Source organism: Alloalcanivorax balearicus MACL04, assembly GCF_025532145.1.
Lineage (GTDB): Bacteria > Pseudomonadota > Gammaproteobacteria > Pseudomonadales > Alcanivoracaceae > Alloalcanivorax > Alloalcanivorax balearicus.
Window position 1 is genome coordinate 1 of record NZ_ARXS01000005.1, and the last position, 17,227, is coordinate 17,227.

Sequence of the window (17,227 nt, forward strand, 5' to 3'; positions counted from 1 at the left end):
CCGGTAATCCGCGATGAACCATAAAAAAGCCCCGCCCTTGCGGGCGAGGCTTTTTCGGGCTTCGGTGGGAGCCGGAGCGGCGATTACATCATGCCGCCCATGCCACCCATTCCACCCATGCCGCCCATATCCGGAGCAGCACCTTTTTCTTCCGGCTTGTCCGCCACCATGGCTTCGGTGGTGATCATCAGACCGGCCACGGAAGCGGCGGCCTGCAGCGCGGAACGGGTGACCTTGGCGGGATCCAGGATACCCATTTCCAGCATGTCACCGTATTCGCCGGTGGCGGCGTTGTAACCGTAGTTACCGCTGCCGTTGCGAACTTCCTGCACGATCACGGACGCTTCGGCGCCAGCGTTGGTGGCGATCTGACGCAGCGGAGCCTGCAGAGCACGGATGGCGATGGTAATACCGGCATTCTGCTCTTCGTTGTCGCCTTTCAGGTCACCCATGTTGGCCAGAGCGCGTACCAGCGCCACGCCACCACCCGGGACCACGCCTTCTTCCACGGCGGCACGGGTTGCGTGCAGAGCATCGTCAACGCGGGCTTTCTTCTCTTTCATTTCCATTTCGGTGGCGGCACCGATCTTGATCACGGCCACGCCGCCGGCCAGTTTGGCCACACGCTCTTGCAGCTTCTCGCGATCGTAGTCGGAAGAGGAGTTATCAATCTCGCGACGGATCTGCTCGACACGGGCATCGATATCGCCTTGCTGGCCAGCGCCATCGACCAGGGTGGTGTTTTCCTTGTCGATGTTCACTTTCTTGGCGTTACCCAGATCTTCCAGGGAAACGTTCTCCAGGCTCAGGCCCACTTCCTCGGAGATCACGGTACCGCCGGTGAGGATGGCGATGTCCTGCAGCATGGCTTTGCGGCGATCGCCGAAGCCCGGCGCTTTCACGGCGGCGCATTTGATGATGCCGCGCATGTTGTTCACCACCAGGGTGGCCAGGGCTTCGCCTTCGATGTCCTCGGCGATGATCATCAGCGGACGACCGGCTTTGGCCACGTTCTCCAGTACCGGCAGCAGTTCGCGGATATTGGAGATCTTCTTGTCCACCAGCAGGATGTAGGGCTCTTCCAGCTCTACCTGCATTTTTTCCTGGTTGTTGATGAAGTACGGGCTCAGGTAACCGCGGTCGAACTGCATGCCTTCCACGACTTCCAGTTCGTTGGCCAGGGACTGGCCTTCCTCAACGGTGATCACGCCTTCCTTGCCCACTTTCTCCATGGCCTGGGCGATGATCTCGCCCACGGAGCTGTCGGCGTTGGCGGAGATGGTGCCCACCTGCTCGATGCTCTTGGTGTTGTCACAGGGGGTGGACAGTTTCTTGATTTCTTCGACCACGGCGATGACGGCTTTGTCGATGCCGCGCTTCAGATCCATCGGGTTCATGCCGGCGGCCACGGCTTTCAGGCCTTCGTTGACGATGGCCTGGGCCAGCACGGTGGCGGTGGTGGTGCCGTCACCGGCTTCGTCGTTGGCCTTGGAAGCGACTTCCTTGACCATTTGCGCACCCATGTTCTCGAACCGGTCTTCCAGCTCGATTTCCTTGGCCACGGACACGCCGTCCTTGGTGATGGCCGGAGCGCCGAAGGACTTCTCCAGCACCACGTTACGGCCTTTCGGACCCAGGGTGACTTTCACCGCGTCGGCCAGGATGTTCACGCCTTTCACCATGCGCTGGCGGGCGTCGTCACTAAACAGTACTTCTTTAGCCATTGTCGTGTTCCTCTGAAATTCGGTTATCCAGGAAAGCAGTGGGGAATAAGGATCAGCCTTCGATCACGGCCAGGATTTCAGCCTCGCTCATGATCAGCAGTTCTTCGCCTTCCACCTTCACGGTGTTACCGGCGTATTGGCCGAAGATCACCTTGTCGCCTGCTTTCACGTCCAGAGGACGCACGTCGCCGTTTTCCTGGATCTTGCCATTACCCACGGCGATCACTTCACCCCGGGAAGGCTTCTCAGCGGCTGAGCCGGGCAGCACGATACCGCCGGCGGTCTTGGTTTCTTCCTCTTCGCGACGCACCAGTACGCGATCATGCAACGGACGGATTTTCATTGCCTCTCTTCTCCTGTTGAGGTTTCAGCAATCAACGAATGTAGTCAGCATCATGGCCGGACCGGCATGGCCAGATCCGGCTTAGCACTCTATGCCAGAGAGTGCTAATCATAATTGGACCGTCATGACAGTCAATAGGCCGTCACGCCGGTGACCTCCTAATGGGGCTGCCAGCCGGCCTTTCAAGAGCGCGGAGCACAAAAAATCACCTGGAGTGATTTTTGACGTCGTGTCAGCGACGGCCCAAAGGGTGGATGGCGGTTGCGCGGTGCCCCCGGCACTTTCATACTCGCCGCATGAATCAGGAGTTCCGCGACGCGGTCTATCAGATTGTGGCGGCCATCCCCGCCGGCACCGTCTGCAGCTATGGTCAGGTGGCCCGTATGGCGGGTTACCCACGCCACGCCCGTTTTGTCGGCCGGTTGATGAGCCAGTTGCCCAAAGGCAGCAAACTACCGTGGCATCGGGTGATCCGGGGCGACGGCGGTCTGCCGTTGATCGGCACCCCCAGCGGAGAGACCCAACTGCGCCGGTTACACAAGGAAGGCGTGGCGGTGCTGGGCCACCGCGTGCCATTGCGCCGTTTCCAATGGCGCCCCGAGGCCGCCGAATCCGCCCCCGGAGAGTAAATGAAACTGGAAAACGCCTTTTTTGATCGCCGCATCCTGGTGATCTTTCTGCTGGGTATTGCCAGCGGCTTCCCCAAGGGCATGATCGTTTCCACCCTGTCCGCCTGGCTCACCGACGAGGGTCTGAGCCGTACCAGCCTGGGCCTGTTCGGTCTGGTCTCCCTGCCCTACGCGCTCAATTTTCTGTGGGCTCCATTGGTGGACAGTTTCCGTCTGGGACCGCTGGGGCGGGCGCTGGGCAAGCGCCGGGCCTGGATTCTGCTCAGCCAGATCGCACTGGTGGGGCTGCTGATCCTGCTCTCCGTGTTCACGCCCAGCAAACAGCTGCTGGCCGTGGGCATTATCTGTCTGATCATCGCTTTTGTTTCCGCCACCCAGGATATCGCCATCGACGCCCTGCGGATCGAATCCGTGCCGGTGGACCAGCAGGGCGCCGCCGCCTCCGCCGGCGTGGTGGGGTGGTTGCTGGGAAATCTGCTGATCGCCGGCATCGCCCTGTGGCTGACCGCCTTGCTCGACAGTTGGAACCAGATCTACCTGGTGATGAGCAGCGCCATGTTGTTCGGGGTGGCCGGCTGCCTGCTGGCACGGGAACCCGAAGACAGAACCATGGCGGGCGGACGCCTGGACGCCCCGCCGGGCGAGCGCATGGCACGCTGGCTGCAAAGCGCGGTATTCGCGCCTTTCATTGAGTTTTTCCGCCGCAACGGCACGCAGATGGCCGTGGTGCTGCTGGGGTTCATCTTTCTGTTCAAGATCGGCGAGGCGTTTCTCGGCACCATGTCGATCCGCTTCTACAACGAAATCGGCTACGAATGGGCGGAGGTGTTCGCCTACGTGAAAACCGCCGGCATGGTGGCACTCGGTGTTGGCAGCTTTCTCGGCGGTGCCATCAGTATCAAGTTGGGCGCCTCCCGGGGTCTGCTGGTAGCCGGGATCGCCATGGCCCTGACCAATCTGCTCTACGCCTGGCTGGCGGTGACCGGGCGTAACGACACCGTGCTGCTGACCTGCGTGATTCTCGACAACTTCACCGGCGGTGTTTCCACCATTGCCTTCGTCACTTATATCTCCGACCTGTGTAACCGGCAGTTCACCGCTACGCAGTATGCTCTGCTGGCATCGCTGGGCAATCTGGGCCGCACCACCCTGGCCGCCGGCAGCGGCTGGATGGTGGATCTTCTCGGAGGCCGCTGGGAGGTGTTCTTTATACTCACCGCGCTGATGGCGATACCGGGACTGCTGATTCTGCTGTGGCTGATCCGACACGGCGCCCGGCCGGAGGCACAACGGCTATGAGCACCTGGTACCTGCTCGGCGCCGGCAACATGGGCTTGCTGGCGGCGTACTACTTGCTCCAGGCCGGTTTCCCGGTGACCTTGCTGCGCCGCGACACCGCCAGCCCGCTTCGCAGGAGGCTCACCTTCGCCGACGGCAGGCCGTCATACGATCTGATCCTGCCGGTGCTTTCGCCCGCCGCGCTGACCGAACCGCCGCGCCATCTGATCGTGGCCTGCAAGGCGCCGTACAGCGCCACCGCCCTTGGGCAAGTGCCGCTGATCGCCGATACCCAGGTGCTGCGCCTGCAGAACGGTCTCGGCAGCCTTGATGGTCTGCTGCCAGAGGGCGTGCTGCCGATCGAGGTGGTCACCACTTCGGCGGTGAAGCAGGACGGGCCGGAACAACATCAGGTGGTGGCGGAAAACGAAACCTGGATGGGCGGCGGCGATGCCGCTCCGGACTGGTTCGAGCCGTTGAGCGCACACTGGCCGAACCTGAGCTGGCCAACGGACTTTCAACACCGCCAGTGGCATAAACTGGTGGCCAACGCGGTGATCAATCCGCTCACCGCGCTCCACGATGTGCCCAACGGCCGGCTGCTGGAAGACCGGGAGTTGCAACGCCAGGCCGCCGAACTGTGCCGGGAGGCCGACCAGTTGTTCACTGCTTTGGATCCGACCTGGCCCGGCGACTCCCTGCCCCGGGTGATGGCGGTGGCAAGCGCCACCGCGGGCAATACTTCGTCCATGCGTGCCGACGTCCGCAAAGGCGCCCGCACCGAGATCGATGCCATCAATGGCTATTTACTGCGCCGGGCCGCTGCCCAGGGGTTGTCACTGCCGGCCCATGAGCGCATCGTCGCCGCCATGACCTCGGAGACATGAAATCAGAGGTCGCTACAAGGCCGCTGTAGCTAGCCCTGCTGGCGAATAAGACACGGCGCCCAAAAGATTCGCCAGCAGGCTAGCTCCCACAGCGGCTTCGTAGCAGGGTGATCCGAAGCGAGCGGTTTCAGAGCTGGTGGAGAGCCGACGGTCGGCTCTCCTCCCCTCATGTCTCCGGGGTCGGGGCTGCACCCGTGGCGGAATCCGGAGTACATTCATGGATTCCACGCCACATCATCAAAAAGGAATCACCATGTCTTCCCGCAAGGATGAAAAGACCCGCATCAACCGGGTCATCACCCGCACCGGCGACGATGGCCAGACCGGCCTCGCCGATGGCAGCCGGGTCGCCAAGGACCATCCCCGCATCGAAGCCCTGGGCAGCCTGGATGAACTCAACAGCGCACTCGGCGTACTACGCGCTCACCCGCTTGATGAGGATCTGGACCGGTTGATCGAGAATTTGCAGCAATGGCTGTTCGATATCGGCGGCGAGCTGGCCATTCCCGCCACCGCGACCCTCACCGATGCCGAACTGGTGGAAATCGAATCCCAGGCCGATCTGATCAATGCCGAACTGCCGCCGCTGAAGGAGTTTGTATTACCCGGCGGCAACGCCGACGCCGCCTGGTGTCACCATTGCCGTACCGTGGCCCGGCGCGCCGAACGCCGGCTGGTGACGCTGGCCGCCGAGGAAGAGGTCAACCCGGTCAGCCTGGCGATCCTCAACCGTCTCGGCGACCTGCTGTTCATCATGGCCCGCCTGATCAATCTGCGCGCCGAAACGCCGGAATCACAGTGGGTACGGCGCGAAGATCGCTGACCGGACGCCGCGCGGCTTGGAGGCATTCCATTTTGAAAGAATGTGCAAGTCGCTAGGGAGACACCCCGGACGGCCTTACACTGGAGCGATTCTCCACGGCTCCCGCGGGCATCATGGGCATACGCAACAAGCTGTTCCTCACCTTTCTGGGTACTTTCCTGCTGCTGATCCTGGCGGCCAGCGCCTTCTATTACCTGTCGTTCGAGCAGAGCCTGTCCAAGTATCTGGATGAGCGTCAGCAAGCCCAGGTGGAACGGCTCGCCGATCACCTGGCAGTACTCTACGCGCAGCGGGGCAGCTGGGACTTTCTGTTACGTGACCCGCGTCAGTTGGGACGGCTGTACTGGCTCGCTGGTGACCGCAATCAGCCCGACCCGCGTAAAATCGATCGCGATGCCCATCGTCATCTGCAGTTGCTGACGGCCGACAAGCACCCTCTGCTGGGCCCACCAGTGGCGCCCAAATTCCGTCGCAAGGTGGCGATCCGTATCGGCGATCAGGTAGTGGGCTGGCTGGTCTATCCGGACCAGGAAGCGATCCGCGACTCCATGGATCGCCGATTCCAGGACCGGCAACTGCGTTTCATGCTGTGGATGACCCTGATTGGCCTGGCTCTGTCACTACTGGTGTCGTGGCTGCTGGCACGCCACTTCGTGGCACCGATCACCGCCCTGAGCCGCCATACCCGGCAACTGCGCGAAGGGAATTACGGGGCCCGGCTGACCAGTCAGCGGCGCGATGAGCTGGGCGATCTGATTCGCCATGTGGACAGCCTGGCGCAGCGCCTGAATCAGGGCCAGCAGGCCCGTCAGCGCTGGTTCTCTGATATCGCCCACGAGTTGCGCACGCCGTTGGCGGTACTGCGCGGCGAGCTGGAAGCGATCCAGGACGGCGTGCGTCCGATGAGCAAGGAGACCATCAGCACCCTGGAATCCGAGGTCCGGCACCTGACCCATCTGGTCAGCGATCTGCACGATCTGGCCCTGGCCGATGCCGGCAACCTGCGCTATCACTTTACCCGGATGGACCTGGACGCCCTCTGCGAGGACGCCGTGGACGCGGTGCGCCCGGCGATGCAGCGCCAGGGGTTGACCCTGCTCACCACCCTGCCGCCGGCCACCCTTAGCGGCGATCCGGTACGCCTGCGCCAGTTGCTCGATAATCTGCTGCACAACAGCCTGAAATACACCGATCAGGGTGGCGAAGTGCAACTGGTTCTGGACGACGAGCAGGACCATTGGCGCCTTACCATCAACGACACCGCTCCGGGTGTGCCAGAGGAAGCGTTGCCGAAACTGTTCGATCACCTGTTCCGGGTGGAAAGCTCGCGCAACCGCCGCACCGGCGGCGCCGGCCTGGGACTGGCGATCTGCCAGCGCATCGTCGAAGCCCATGGCGGCACCATCACGGCCGGGCACAGCCCGCTGGGCGGCCTGCGTATCACCATTCGATTGCCCAAGGATCATCATGCCCCGCGTACTGATCGTTGAAGACGAGCCCCGCCTGGCGCAGCTACTGGCGGACTATCTGACCCACAGTCACTTCCAGGCGGATCAGACCGCCAGTGTGCGGGAGGCGGAACGGCTCGTCCGTGAAGGAGGTTATCAGGCGGTACTGCTGGATCTGATGCTGCCCGACGGCGACGGCATGGAACTGTGCAAAACCATCCGCCGCTTCTCCCAGGTACCGATTCTGATGATCACCGCCCGGGTGGAAGAGGTGGATCGGTTGTTGGGGCTGGAGATCGGCGCCGACGACTACATTTGCAAGCCGTTCAGCCCCCGGGAAGTGGTGGCGCGGGTCAAGGCGGTGTTGCGCCGCTCCCTGGCCACGGAACAGGAACCGGGCAGCGGCCTGGAACTGGACCGTCACCGCTTCGAGGCGGTCTACCAAAGTGCCCGGGTGGCGCTCACCGCCATCGAGTTCGAACTGTTGGCCACCCTGGCCAAACAACCGGGCCGAATCTGGAGCCGCGATCATTTGATGGATGTGATCTACCCGGACCACCGAGTGGTCTCCGATCGCACCATAGACAGCCATATTCGCAAGCTGCGACGAAAACTGGGCGAAGGGCTGCCCGGTGACCACGACTGGATCGGCAGCGTCTACGGTGTGGGCTACCGTCTTCAGACCCGGCCGGAAGACGGTACCGACGAAGACGAATAAGCGCGGGTTGTTCCACGGTTCCTGCACGCTCTCTGCACATTTTTCTCCGACACTGGGTGCATCGAAGTTCAACGGAGAAAACGCCATGAAGAAAGCACTACTGATCGCCCTCACCCTGGTCACCACCACCGCCTTCGCCGGCCCCGGCATGGGTCACGGTTCGAAGATGAAGTTCGATCCGGAGCAACGCATGGACCGCATGGCGGAAACCCTGGAGTTGACCGACGCTCAACGTACCGAGATTGAATCGATCTTCGAGGAACAGCACGAGAAAATGAAAACGCTGCACGATGAGACCCGCGAACGAGTGGACGCGGTGTTAACCACGGAACAGCGGGACAAAGCGCAGGCACTGCAGGAAGAACGCAAGGAAAAGATGAAGGAGCGCATGGAACGGATGCAGCAGCGTCTGGAGCGGAAAAACGCGGAATAAACCACGACCGTGCTGAGATAATTCGCGGCCAAGGCCGCTCCCACAGCGACTTCTTGAAATAGCAATGGGAGCAGGCCAATTGGCCGCGATCTTTCTTTTACTACAGCAACACTCTACGCAAATCCCCCAGCAGACTGCTCAGGTAAGTGGTAAAGCGCGCCGCGTCGGCGCCGTCGATCACCCGGTGATCGTAGGACAGTGACAACGGCAGCGTCAGCCTGGGCTGGAACGCCTGGCCATCCCACACTGGTTTAGTGTCGGAGCGGCTGACACCGAGAATCGCCACCTCCGGCCAATTGACGATCGGCGTGAAGGCGGTCCCGCCGATACCGCCCAGGGACGAGATGCTGAAGCAGGCGCCCTTCATGTCCGCCGGTGTCAGCTTGCGATCCCGCGCCTTGGCCGCCAGTTCCGACATTTCCAGAGCAATCTCCTTGAGCCCTTTCTTGTCGGCGTCACGTAATACCGGCACCACCAGACCGTTGGGGGTGTCCACGGCGATGCCAATGTGCACATAGTCCTTCTGAATCAGGGCTTCGCCGCCTTTCTCCAGGGAACTGTTGAAACGCGGGAAGGCGCGCAACGCATTGGCACAGGCTTTCACCAGAAAGGCCAGCATGGTGAGCTTGACGCCTTCCTTCTCCAGCAGTTTGTTCTGGCTCTTGCGGAACGCTTCCAGGTCAGTGATATCGGCTTCGTCGAACTGGGTAACGTGCGGAATGGTGATCCAGCTGCGGTGCAGGTTGCGGGCCGCCACCTTACGCAGTTTGTTCAGTTCCACTCGCTCCACCGGTCCGAATTCGCTGAAATCAATGTCCGGCAAATCGTCCACCGGTGCCGCCGTGCCTGCCCCGGCCGGCGCTTCCATACGGCTTTTCAGATAGGCGTGGACGTCTTCCTTGAGGATACGCTCCTTGGGACCGGAGCCTTTGACCCGCGCCAGGTCCACACCGGTATCACGGGCCAGCTTGCGTACCGCCGGGCCGGCATGAACCTGGGCGGATGGCTGACCGGAGGACGCGGAAGCCGCGCTGCTCTCCTGTCTGGCAGGCGCCTGATCGGCCGGTTTTTGTGTCTGACCGGCACTTTTCGCCGGGCTGGATTCGGCTTTGGCCACGGCCTTGTCACCGCCGGCTTTCGCCGCCGCTTTACCGTCGTCGCCGGACGCTTTCTTCGCCCCGCCGCCGCCGGCCCCATCCAGATCCATCAGCTGATCACCGGTACCGACCTTGTCACCCACCTTGACCCGCAACCGGGCCACGGTGCCCGCCGCCGGCGAGGGGATGTCCAGGGACGCCTTGTCGGACTCCAGCACCACCAGGGTCTGCTCGGCCTCGACCTGATCCCCGTCCTGGACCGGGATCTCGATGATTTCAGCGCCTTCGATATCGCCAAGATCGGGCACCGTCACGGTCTGGCTGCCGCCTCCCTGGGGTGCTTCCTGTTCATCATCTTCGCTGTCAGCGCCTTCGTCCGTGCTTTTGCTCTCCTGTTCAGGCTCGGCTTCCTCAGCGCCATTCTGATCAGCTTGTTCCTCCCCGGCCGCCTGTCCGGCATCGTCGTCACCAGCTTCCGCCTCCAGCTCCAACAGCGGGTCGCCTTCCTTGACTTTGTCACCCTGCTTGACCAGAAGACCAAGCACTTTGCCGCCTTTGGGCGCTGGCACTTCCACCGTCGCCTTGTCCGATTCCAACACCACGATGGTGTCTTCCGGGGCAATGGTATCGCCCTCTTTCACCGTCACCTCGATGACATCAACAGGATCGCTGCTGCCGACATCGGGGACTCGAATAGTTTCCTTGCTCACGCTTTGCTCCTTCTTGTGGAAGAAGAGTGGAAAATCATTAGTGGGTCACCGGGTAGGGTTTGGCCGGATCGATTCGGTATTTTTCCATGGCTTTTTGCACCACGTCGGCATCGACCTCGCCTTCATCGCGCAGCGCGGTCAACGCCGCCAGCACCACGAAGTAGCGGTCCACCTCGAAGAAGTGGCGCAGTTGCGCACGGGAATCACTGCGGCCGAAGCCGTCGGTGCCCAGCACCCGGTAAGGCGCCTTGACCCAGGGCCTGATCTGATCCGCGTAAGCCCGTATGTAGTCGGTGGAAGCGATCACCGGGCCGGCACGGTCCGCCAGACAGCGCTCCACCCAGGTCGGTTCGTGCTTGTCGCGTTCCGGCGCCAGCATGCGATCACGGTCGGCACGGATGCCTTCACGGCGCAGCTCATTGAAGCTGGTGACACTCCACACGTCAGCGCTGACGCCAAAGTCCTGGTGCAGCAATTCCGCCGCGGCCTCCACCTCACGCAAAATAGTGCCGGAGCCCAACAGCTGCACCTTCGATGCCTTCTTACCACCCTTGCCTTCGTGCAACAGATACATGCCGCGACGAATGCCTTCCTCCGCCCCTTCCGGCATGGCGCCGTGCACGTAGTTCTCGTTCATCAGCGTCAGGTAGTAGAAGATGTTCTCGTGGTCTTCATACATGCGCTTCAGACCATCCTGCAGGATCACCGCCACTTCATACGCGTAGGTGGGATCGTAGCTGACGCAGTTCGGCACCGTGCTGGCGAGAACATGGCTGTGACCATCCTGGTGTTGCAGCCCTTCGCCATTGAGCGTGGTACGCCCGGCGGTGCCGCCCAGCAGGAAGCCGCGGGCCTGGCTGTCGCCGGCGGCCCACCAGAAATCCCCGGTGCGCTGGAAGCCGAACATGGAGTAGTAGATAAAGAACGGAATCAGGGTGAAATCGTGGACGCTGTAGCTGGTGGCCGCGGCGATCCAGGCGGCCATGGCGCCGGCTTCGTTGATGCCTTCCTCGAGGATCTGCCCTTTTTTGTCCTCGCGGTAGTACATCACCTGACCGGCATCCTCCGGCTCGTACTTCTGCCCCTTGGAAGAATAGATACCCAGTTGCCGGAACATGCCTTCCATACCGAAGGTGCGCGCTTCATCGGGTACGATCGGGACCACCCGCTGGCCCAGGGTCTTGTCCTTGACCAAAGCGTTGAGCATGCGCACGAACGCCATGGTGGTGGAAATCTCCCGGTCGCCGGTGCCTTCCAGAAAGTTGGAAAAGAAGTCCAGGCCCGGCATTTTCAGGGCCTGGCTGGCTTCACGCCGGCGCACCGGCATATAGCCGCCCAGTTTCTCCCGCTGCTGGCGCATGTAGCGCAGCTCCGGAGAATCCTCTTCCGGTTTGTAGTAGGGGATCGTTTCCAGCTCTTCGTCGGTGAACGGCATGTCGAAGCGATCGCGGAATTCCTTCAGGCTCTCCAGATCCATCTTCTTCATCTGGTGAGTCTTGTTGACCGCTTCCCCGGCACCGGTGGCGTAACCCTTCACGGTTTTCGCCAGAATCACGGTGGGCTGACCGGAGTGGTTCACCGCCTCGTTGTAGGCGGCAAATACCTTGAACGGGTCGTGGCCGCCGCGGTTGAGACGATAGATGTCCTCATCGCTCATGTGCTCGACCATTTTCTTCAGTTCCGGATAGGCACCGAAGAAGTGCTCGCGGGTGTAGGCACCGCCGTTCTTTTTGTAGGCCTGATATTCACCGTCCACGCACTCTTCCATGCGGCGGCGTAACAGTCCCTCGTCGTCCTTTTCCAACAACGGATCCCACAAGCGCCCCCAGATTACCTTGATCACGTTCCAGCCGGCTCCCCGGAACAAGCTTTCCAGTTCCTGGATGATCTTGCCGTTGCCGCGCACCGGACCATCCAGGCGCTGCAGGTTACAGTTGACCACGAACACCAGGTTATCGAGTTTCTCCCGCCCGGCCATGGACAGCGCGCCGAGGGATTCCGGCTCGTCCATTTCGCCGTCGCCGAGGAAGGCCCAGACCTTGCGATTATGATCGGCAACCAGCTCGCGGTTCTGCAGGTACTTCATCACATAGGCCTGGTAGATGGCCTGCATCGGCCCCAGCCCCATGGACACGGTGGGGAACTGCCAGAAGTCCGGCATCAGCCAGGGGTGCGGATAGGAGGATAGTCCCTTGCCCGCCACTTCCCGGCGGAAGTTATCCAGTTGCTCCTCGTCGATACGCCCTTCCAGGTAGGCACGGGCGTAGACACCGGGAGCGGAGTGTCCCTGAAAGAACACCAAGTCACCGGGGTTGTCATCGTGAGGAGCATGGAAGAAGTGATTGAAGCCGACGTCGTAGAGGGTGGCGGAAGAGGCGAAGCTGGCGATGTGACCACCCAGATCGTCATCGCTCTTATTGGCCCGTAGCACCGTCACCAACGCATTCCAGCGGATCAGGGAGCGAATACGCCGCTCCATGAACAAATCACCGGGTAACGGCGCCTCCTTGCGAGGCGGAATGGTGTTGATGTAAGGGGTGTTCAGGTGGGTGCGCAATACGCCTTGTTCCTGGGCTCCGTTGGTCAATATGTCCAACAGCCAGGCGGCCCGTTGCGGCCCCTCCCGTTCGATCACCGATTCCAGCGCGTCCAGCCATTCACGCGTTTCCGCCGGATCGATATCATCGAAGAAGTTTCTTTTCTGCATGGGCTTGCGTCCTTTTTAATCGCGTTAGCCACGCCGTCGCGGGATCGCCGCGACAGCGAATGTCGTGCCTGTGTCGACGGTTCCGGGTGTGGTCGTCGCGACAGGTCGAGGAAGCTCGCTCCTCCGGTGATTCGAGGGCAATCAACACCAGGGAGCTAGGAAACCGGAGCGTTATTCAGGGTTCCCTGACCAGGAGGTCACCGGCCATAGTAACAGGCCTCGAACGATTCCCCCACCGCTCCATGGCGGGCAAACCGTAACCGAAATAGCGTTTCATTTTTATGGGCAGACAGGAGCAATCATCCGAAGGGAGAACGCAAATCGTGGATCGTGAGTCGCTGCTGTCCCGCAGTTTGCCGTGACGGGTTGAATGGGTTCATCCGCCGGAAGCGAACACGCCGTTAAAACCACCCCGTCATCCCGGGCCTGACCCGGGATCTCCCTCTGGAGAGCAATGGACTTTGTAGAGGGAAATGCCGGATCAAGTCCGGCATGACGTGGTTCCTCTGAATTCATACCGATCAGGCCAGCAGGCTCCAGAGCGCGGCGAAGATCAGCCATACCGCCAGGGCGCGCAACAGCACTCCGTGCAGTGCCTCCAGACGATCCATTCCCGCCGCCAGCGGTTCCTCGGTGCTCTTCTCGGCGATTTCCTCCACCGGCTCCGCTGCCTGGGCGGTATCGTTGAGCAGTTCACGGCTATCGTCCAGGCGCCAGAGTTTACCCGCCGCCGCCCGCGTCACCGCGCCGAACTGTCCCGCCAGTGCCAGCGCCAGCACCGTCAGGCGCGCCGGAATCCAGCGCAGCGCCGCATCCAGACTCTGTGACCAGTCACTGTGTTCGCGGTGACGCTGCAACCAGGCCCGGTTAAGCACGAACAGCACCACCGCGCCGAACCCCAGCGTCATCAGCCAGAACAAAGCGGCGAACAAGACAAAGACCCGTTCCAGGAAGCCACTTTCCAACTGTCGGAACCAGTCCTGGGAACCGGCTTCGCCGGTGATCGGCAACGCCTGTTCGGCCCGCTCCCGCAGCGCTTCGCCGTCGTTCAGGCGCCCACACACCAGCAGTTCATCCACCAGTCGGAATTCGCTTTCCACACCGACCAGCCACAGCATCAGGGCGGTCCCCAATGCCAGCACCAGCAGGTTGCCCCAGCCGCCGGCCAGCCAATCGAACAGCAATGCCGCCAGGATCGCCGGCAGGGCCACGCTCAGCCACCAGCCCGGAATACCGTGACGCACCGGCGACAAGGTGGCGAGGCAGCGCTGGTGCCGATCCGGCCGCGCCAGCACCCCGGGCCAGCCGCCATCGCGACGACGCAAAGCCAGAACCAAAAGCAAGACGAGCAATTTCATAGCGCTCCCAGCGGTTTCCCTCGGTGGTTACTTTCAGTGGTTATGTCCAGCTGTCATTGCCAAACGCCGATCCGCGCCCAGTCAAAACAGGGACCCGGATCGGTTTTACGGCCCGGAGCGATGTGCTCATGGCCGGTGATGGTATCGCGGCTCAATCGAGGATAATCACGGATCAGAGCCGCCAGCAACGGCTTTAACGCCGCGTATTGACGTTCATCAAAGGCTTGATCATCGCATCCTTCCAGCTCGATGCCGAGCGCATAATCGTTGCAGTTGTCCCGCCCGCGCCAGGACGAGGCCCCGGCATGCCAGGCACGCTGGTCACAGGCGACGAACTGAACCAGCTCTCCGTCACGGCGAATCAGGAAATGGGCGGACACCCGCAGATCTCTCAAACCCTCGAAATAGGGGTGAGCCTCATGGTCAAGGCGGTTCTGGAACAGCGCTTCGATATGCGGGCCGCCAAACTGGCCCGGCGGCAGACTGATGTTGTGCAGAACGATCAGCCCAATGTCGTCCGGATCGGGGCGGGCATTGAAGTTCGGTGAGGGCACCTTGCGGGCTTGCTCCACCCAGTGCTCTTGCAAGGTATAGGTCGGCGTCAACGACGGTGATACGGACACGGAAACTCCCCAATGATGATGGGGAGCGCCGCTCAGTGGCCTTGCCGCCGGCGCAGATCGCCGATCACCGCCTCCAGGGCCCGGTCGAACAGCGCTCCCTCATCAATGAGTTTAACAGTGCCTTCCCGCATGGCAACGGCCAGCGCGGTGGCGTCGAATTCCTCCACCTTGATGCCCCGGCGGTTAATGAACACCAGTTTGGCGCCCTCGCGGATATTGGCCGCCAGTCGCGCGCGACGGGCCTCGTCGCCCATGCCGATTTCCACCCACTGACCGGGTCGCAGCGCCCGCGCCCGCGCCAGCAAGGCATCGTCCTCCGGCAAGGGTGAGGCGGTGACGTCCTCCGGCGCCGTTTTCACTTTCACCCGCCGCGGCTCCTGCCCCCGCAACATCGCCTCCTGGGCCAGGGCCAGGCCACGCACCAACGCCTGACTTTCCACCTCGTCATGCTGTATCGCCGCCAGCCCTTGAGCCACCGCCACCCTCAGTTTGGGTGCCATCTGGCGGGCCTTATGCTGATCGGCTTCCGTCGCGTGGGGCAGCAGACACCAGATCAGCGCATCGGCGATCTTGCTTTGCCGGCGCCAGGCTTCGCTGTCTTCTCCTTCACGCAGCAGGGTCAGGTACAGCACCTGTTGCCAACCCTGACGCAACAGGCGGATCAGCGCCTCCGGCAAGGCCCGGCCCGCCAGCCGCTGGTCCAGGTGCGCCCGCGCCCGCGTCATCGCCTGCTCGGCCCGGGCACGCCCCTCCTCGCTTTCGCGCAAACGTTGCGCCAGCCGGCGGGCACGGGTGTCCTGCTCACTGAAATACTCGTCGAATTCCGTCTGTAACTGGGCGAACAGGCCGTCGTCTTCATCGTAATGGTCGATAACCGTGTACACCGCCCGGCGGATACGCTGGTACAGCTCGTCACCAGTACCTTGCTGCGGATCCCACTGAGCGCCGGCCCGGGCCAGAGTGTTGAGCAACGCCCGGGCCGGATGGCCGTCGTCACCGAAAAAACCGTTGTCGTTGATCGCCACTTTCAGCAGCGGAATCTGCAGACGCCCGATCAACGCTTTGACGTCAGCGGGCAGCGATTCGTCATCCAGGATGAAGTCGAACAGCATGGCCACCAGATTGATGAGGTCATCATCGGCCTGCTCCAGGGCATGCACCACCGGGGCACCTTGCTGCTGGTCCCGCTGTTGATCCAGTTCCCGGGCCAGGGACTCGCGCAGTCCCTGACGTTCCTCCCGCCCCGGTTGCCCCTGGCCATCACGCTGCAGGCGCGACAACACCTGCATCAGATCGTCGCGGCTGACCGCCTGCACCGGTTGATCCAGGGTGATCGGCGCGCCATCCCGATGCGCCACGCCGTCCAGCAGCGTGGCCAGGCCGGAAAGATCAAACGGTTCCGGGGTCGCCTCCGGTACCGCCTTGGCCGGCCCCCGCAGCAAGGCCAGCAACTCGCCCAGTTGGCCAAGGTCGGCGCCGGAAGTTTGGCTATCACCGGCCTGGCGCGATTCCGTGCCGCCGGAACGCCGGGCCGGACGCCGCGCTACCGGCGCGCTGGCCAGTTCCGACAACACGCCGGCCTGCGCCAGAGTGCGATTAGCCTGCTCCACCAGGGCCGGCGCCTCGTCCATGACCACCCGCTCGAACAGCTTCAACACGATCAGGCGGGCGCGGATATCCAGCGACAAGCGCAATACGCAGTCGGCAAAGCAGGCGGCCAGTTGGCGGGGTTCCAGCGGATTGTTTTTCTCGCTGATCGCCACCTTGCCCTCGAACAGATATTCCAGGCGGTGACACAGCAGGGCCAGAGCCTCCTCGCAGCCGTTACGGGCCCGGCGCGCCAGATTATCCAGCGCCACGGAGATTTCCAGCTCGTCATTCTGCACCAGCGTCAGCGACTCGATGCCAGCGGAGGACGCCTCCGGAGACGGCTTGCGTTCCCGGCCGATCTCATTGAACAAGGCGACGATGCCGTCATGAAAGCCGGTTTCCAACGCCCGCCTTTGCAGGCGAAGTTCACGCATGGCGTCGAAGTACCGATCCCGCTCACGGTCGGTTTCGGTTTCCGCCATGTTGAACAGCATGTCGTCGGCGCCGTCGAGCATGCCCGCCAGCAGCGCCAGAGCCCGTTCCCGGGTGCACTCGCGAACCTGCTCCAGCGGACGCGGCAAAGGCTCGGCGCCGGCGGCGCGGGCGCGGCGACCTGGTGCGGTACCGATGTGCGTGACGTTGGTCATGGCTGATTACCCCGGAACCCCGAAAAGAAGGCCCAGCAAGAATGGCCCATACGGATGCAGAGAAACTAAGCTAGCACGCTCCAAAAATCACTATTTTGAACCAACTCTCAAATAAGACATTCGTCTCATTACAATCCCCCGCCTGGCCGGTAAAAACCCGCGAACCCCGGATTCCCGCTTTTCCCGGCAGGCCGAATTCCCTACTCTTCCTG

General features: G+C 62.3%; 14 protein-coding genes. 7 read left to right on the forward strand and 7 right to left on the reverse strand.

All coding sequences use genetic code 11. From position 1 onward, the window contains the following. Positions 1-83 precede the first annotated feature (83 nt). A complete protein-coding gene (groL, locus tag MA04_RS05690) occupies positions 84-1,724 on the reverse strand; it encodes a chaperonin GroEL (protein WP_014995777.1) in 1,641 nt (546 codons plus the stop codon). 52 nt (positions 1,725-1,776) lie between these two features. Then, on the reverse strand, positions 1,777-2,067 hold the full coding sequence (groES, locus tag MA04_RS05695) for a co-chaperone GroES (RefSeq protein ID WP_014995778.1): 291 nt from the start codon (positions 2,065-2,067) through the stop codon (positions 1,777-1,779). Between the two features lie 296 nt (positions 2,068-2,363). Between groES and MA04_RS05700 the strand changes: the two genes are divergently transcribed. The 7 genes from MA04_RS05700 (at position 2,364) to MA04_RS05730 (ending at position 8,283) form a co-directional block, all read left to right on the forward strand. After that, positions 2,364-2,696, forward strand: a complete 333-nt coding sequence (locus MA04_RS05700) for an MGMT family protein (protein ID WP_022993696.1) — start codon at positions 2,364-2,366, stop codon at positions 2,694-2,696. Then, positions 2,697-3,995 (forward strand): AmpG family muropeptide MFS transporter, encoded by a 1,299-nt coding sequence (locus tag MA04_RS05705; protein WP_262459743.1) that lies wholly within the window; start codon positions 2,697-2,699, stop codon positions 3,993-3,995. Next, positions 3,992-4,861: a ketopantoate reductase family protein gene (locus tag MA04_RS05710; protein ID WP_262459744.1), complete on the forward strand. Its 870-nt coding sequence runs from the start codon at positions 3,992-3,994 to the stop codon at positions 4,859-4,861. The genes MA04_RS05705 and MA04_RS05710 overlap by 4 nt, the downstream gene beginning before the upstream one ends. Positions 4,862-5,114: 253 nt before the next feature. Beyond that, positions 5,115-5,684, forward strand: coding sequence for a cob(I)yrinic acid a,c-diamide adenosyltransferase (locus tag MA04_RS05715; RefSeq protein WP_262459746.1), 570 nt, complete (start codon positions 5,115-5,117; stop codon positions 5,682-5,684). Positions 5,685-5,797: 113 nt separating this feature from the next. Next, positions 5,798-7,174 carry an ATP-binding protein gene (locus MA04_RS05720; protein WP_163126290.1) on the forward strand — a complete coding sequence of 459 codons (1,377 nt, stop codon included), beginning with the start codon at positions 5,798-5,800 and terminating at the stop codon, positions 7,172-7,174. After that, the gene (locus tag MA04_RS05725; protein ID WP_262459747.1) at positions 7,152-7,850 is read left to right on the forward strand and encodes a response regulator; all 699 of its coding nucleotides are present in this window, start codon (positions 7,152-7,154) and stop codon (positions 7,848-7,850) included. The genes MA04_RS05720 and MA04_RS05725 overlap by 23 nt, the downstream gene beginning before the upstream one ends. An 85-nt stretch (positions 7,851-7,935) precedes the next feature. Then, positions 7,936-8,283 (forward strand): Spy/CpxP family protein refolding chaperone, encoded by a 348-nt coding sequence (locus tag MA04_RS05730; protein WP_163126294.1) that lies wholly within the window; start codon positions 7,936-7,938, stop codon positions 8,281-8,283. A gap of 100 nt (positions 8,284-8,383) precedes the next feature. Here the strand turns inward: MA04_RS05730 and aceF are convergent, their stop codons facing one another. The 5 genes from aceF to MA04_RS05755 form a co-directional block, all read right to left on the reverse strand. Continuing rightward, positions 8,384-10,090: a dihydrolipoyllysine-residue acetyltransferase gene (gene aceF, locus MA04_RS05735; RefSeq protein ID WP_262459748.1), complete on the reverse strand. Its 1,707-nt coding sequence runs from the start codon at positions 10,088-10,090 to the stop codon at positions 8,384-8,386. A 37-nt stretch (positions 10,091-10,127) separates the two neighbouring features. Further along, positions 10,128-12,797 carry a pyruvate dehydrogenase (acetyl-transferring), homodimeric type gene (aceE, locus tag MA04_RS05740; RefSeq protein WP_163126298.1) on the reverse strand — a complete coding sequence of 890 codons (2,670 nt, stop codon included), beginning with the start codon at positions 12,795-12,797 and terminating at the stop codon, positions 10,128-10,130. Positions 12,798-13,318: 521 nt separating this feature from the next. After that, complete coding sequence (locus MA04_RS05745) at positions 13,319-14,155, reverse strand: hypothetical protein (RefSeq protein ID WP_163126300.1); 837 nt, start codon at positions 14,153-14,155, stop codon at positions 13,319-13,321. Positions 14,156-14,208: 53 nt separating this feature from the next. After that, positions 14,209-14,778 (reverse strand): 1,6-anhydro-N-acetylmuramyl-L-alanine amidase AmpD, encoded by a 570-nt coding sequence (gene ampD, locus MA04_RS05750; protein ID WP_262459749.1) that lies wholly within the window; start codon positions 14,776-14,778, stop codon positions 14,209-14,211. A 32-nt stretch (positions 14,779-14,810) separates the two neighbouring features. After that, entirely contained in the window at positions 14,811-17,015 is a 2,205-nt protein-coding gene (locus tag MA04_RS05755) for a DUF1631 domain-containing protein (RefSeq protein ID WP_262459750.1), read from the reverse strand. Between the last annotated feature and the right edge of the window lie 212 nt (positions 17,016-17,227).

Excerpts from the sequence above, each read along its gene's own strand:
- groL (WP_014995777.1), bottom strand. The coding sequence starts at position 1,724 with ATGGCTAAAGAAGTACTGTTTAGTGACGACGCCCGCCAGCGCATGGTG.
- groES (WP_014995778.1), bottom strand. The coding sequence starts at position 2,067 with ATGAAAATCCGTCCGTTGCATGATCGCGTACTGGTGCGTCGCGAAGAG.
- MA04_RS05700 (WP_022993696.1), top strand. The coding sequence starts at position 2,364 with ATGAATCAGGAGTTCCGCGACGCGGTCTATCAGATTGTGGCGGCCATC.
- MA04_RS05705 (WP_262459743.1), top strand. The coding sequence starts at position 2,697 with ATGAAACTGGAAAACGCCTTTTTTGATCGCCGCATCCTGGTGATCTTT.
- MA04_RS05710 (WP_262459744.1), top strand. The coding sequence starts at position 3,992 with ATGAGCACCTGGTACCTGCTCGGCGCCGGCAACATGGGCTTGCTGGCG.
- MA04_RS05715 (WP_262459746.1), top strand. The coding sequence starts at position 5,115 with ATGTCTTCCCGCAAGGATGAAAAGACCCGCATCAACCGGGTCATCACC.
- MA04_RS05720 (WP_163126290.1), top strand. The coding sequence starts at position 5,798 with ATGGGCATACGCAACAAGCTGTTCCTCACCTTTCTGGGTACTTTCCTG.
- MA04_RS05725 (WP_262459747.1), top strand. The coding sequence starts at position 7,152 with ATGCCCCGCGTACTGATCGTTGAAGACGAGCCCCGCCTGGCGCAGCTA.
- MA04_RS05730 (WP_163126294.1), top strand. The coding sequence starts at position 7,936 with ATGAAGAAAGCACTACTGATCGCCCTCACCCTGGTCACCACCACCGCC.
- aceE (WP_163126298.1), bottom strand. The coding sequence starts at position 12,797 with ATGCAGAAAAGAAACTTCTTCGATGATATCGATCCGGCGGAAACGCGT.
- MA04_RS05745 (WP_163126300.1), bottom strand. The coding sequence starts at position 14,155 with ATGAAATTGCTCGTCTTGCTTTTGGTTCTGGCTTTGCGTCGTCGCGAT.
- MA04_RS05755 (WP_262459750.1), bottom strand. The coding sequence starts at position 17,015 with ATGACCAACGTCACGCACATCGGTACCGCACCAGGTCGCCGCGCCCGC.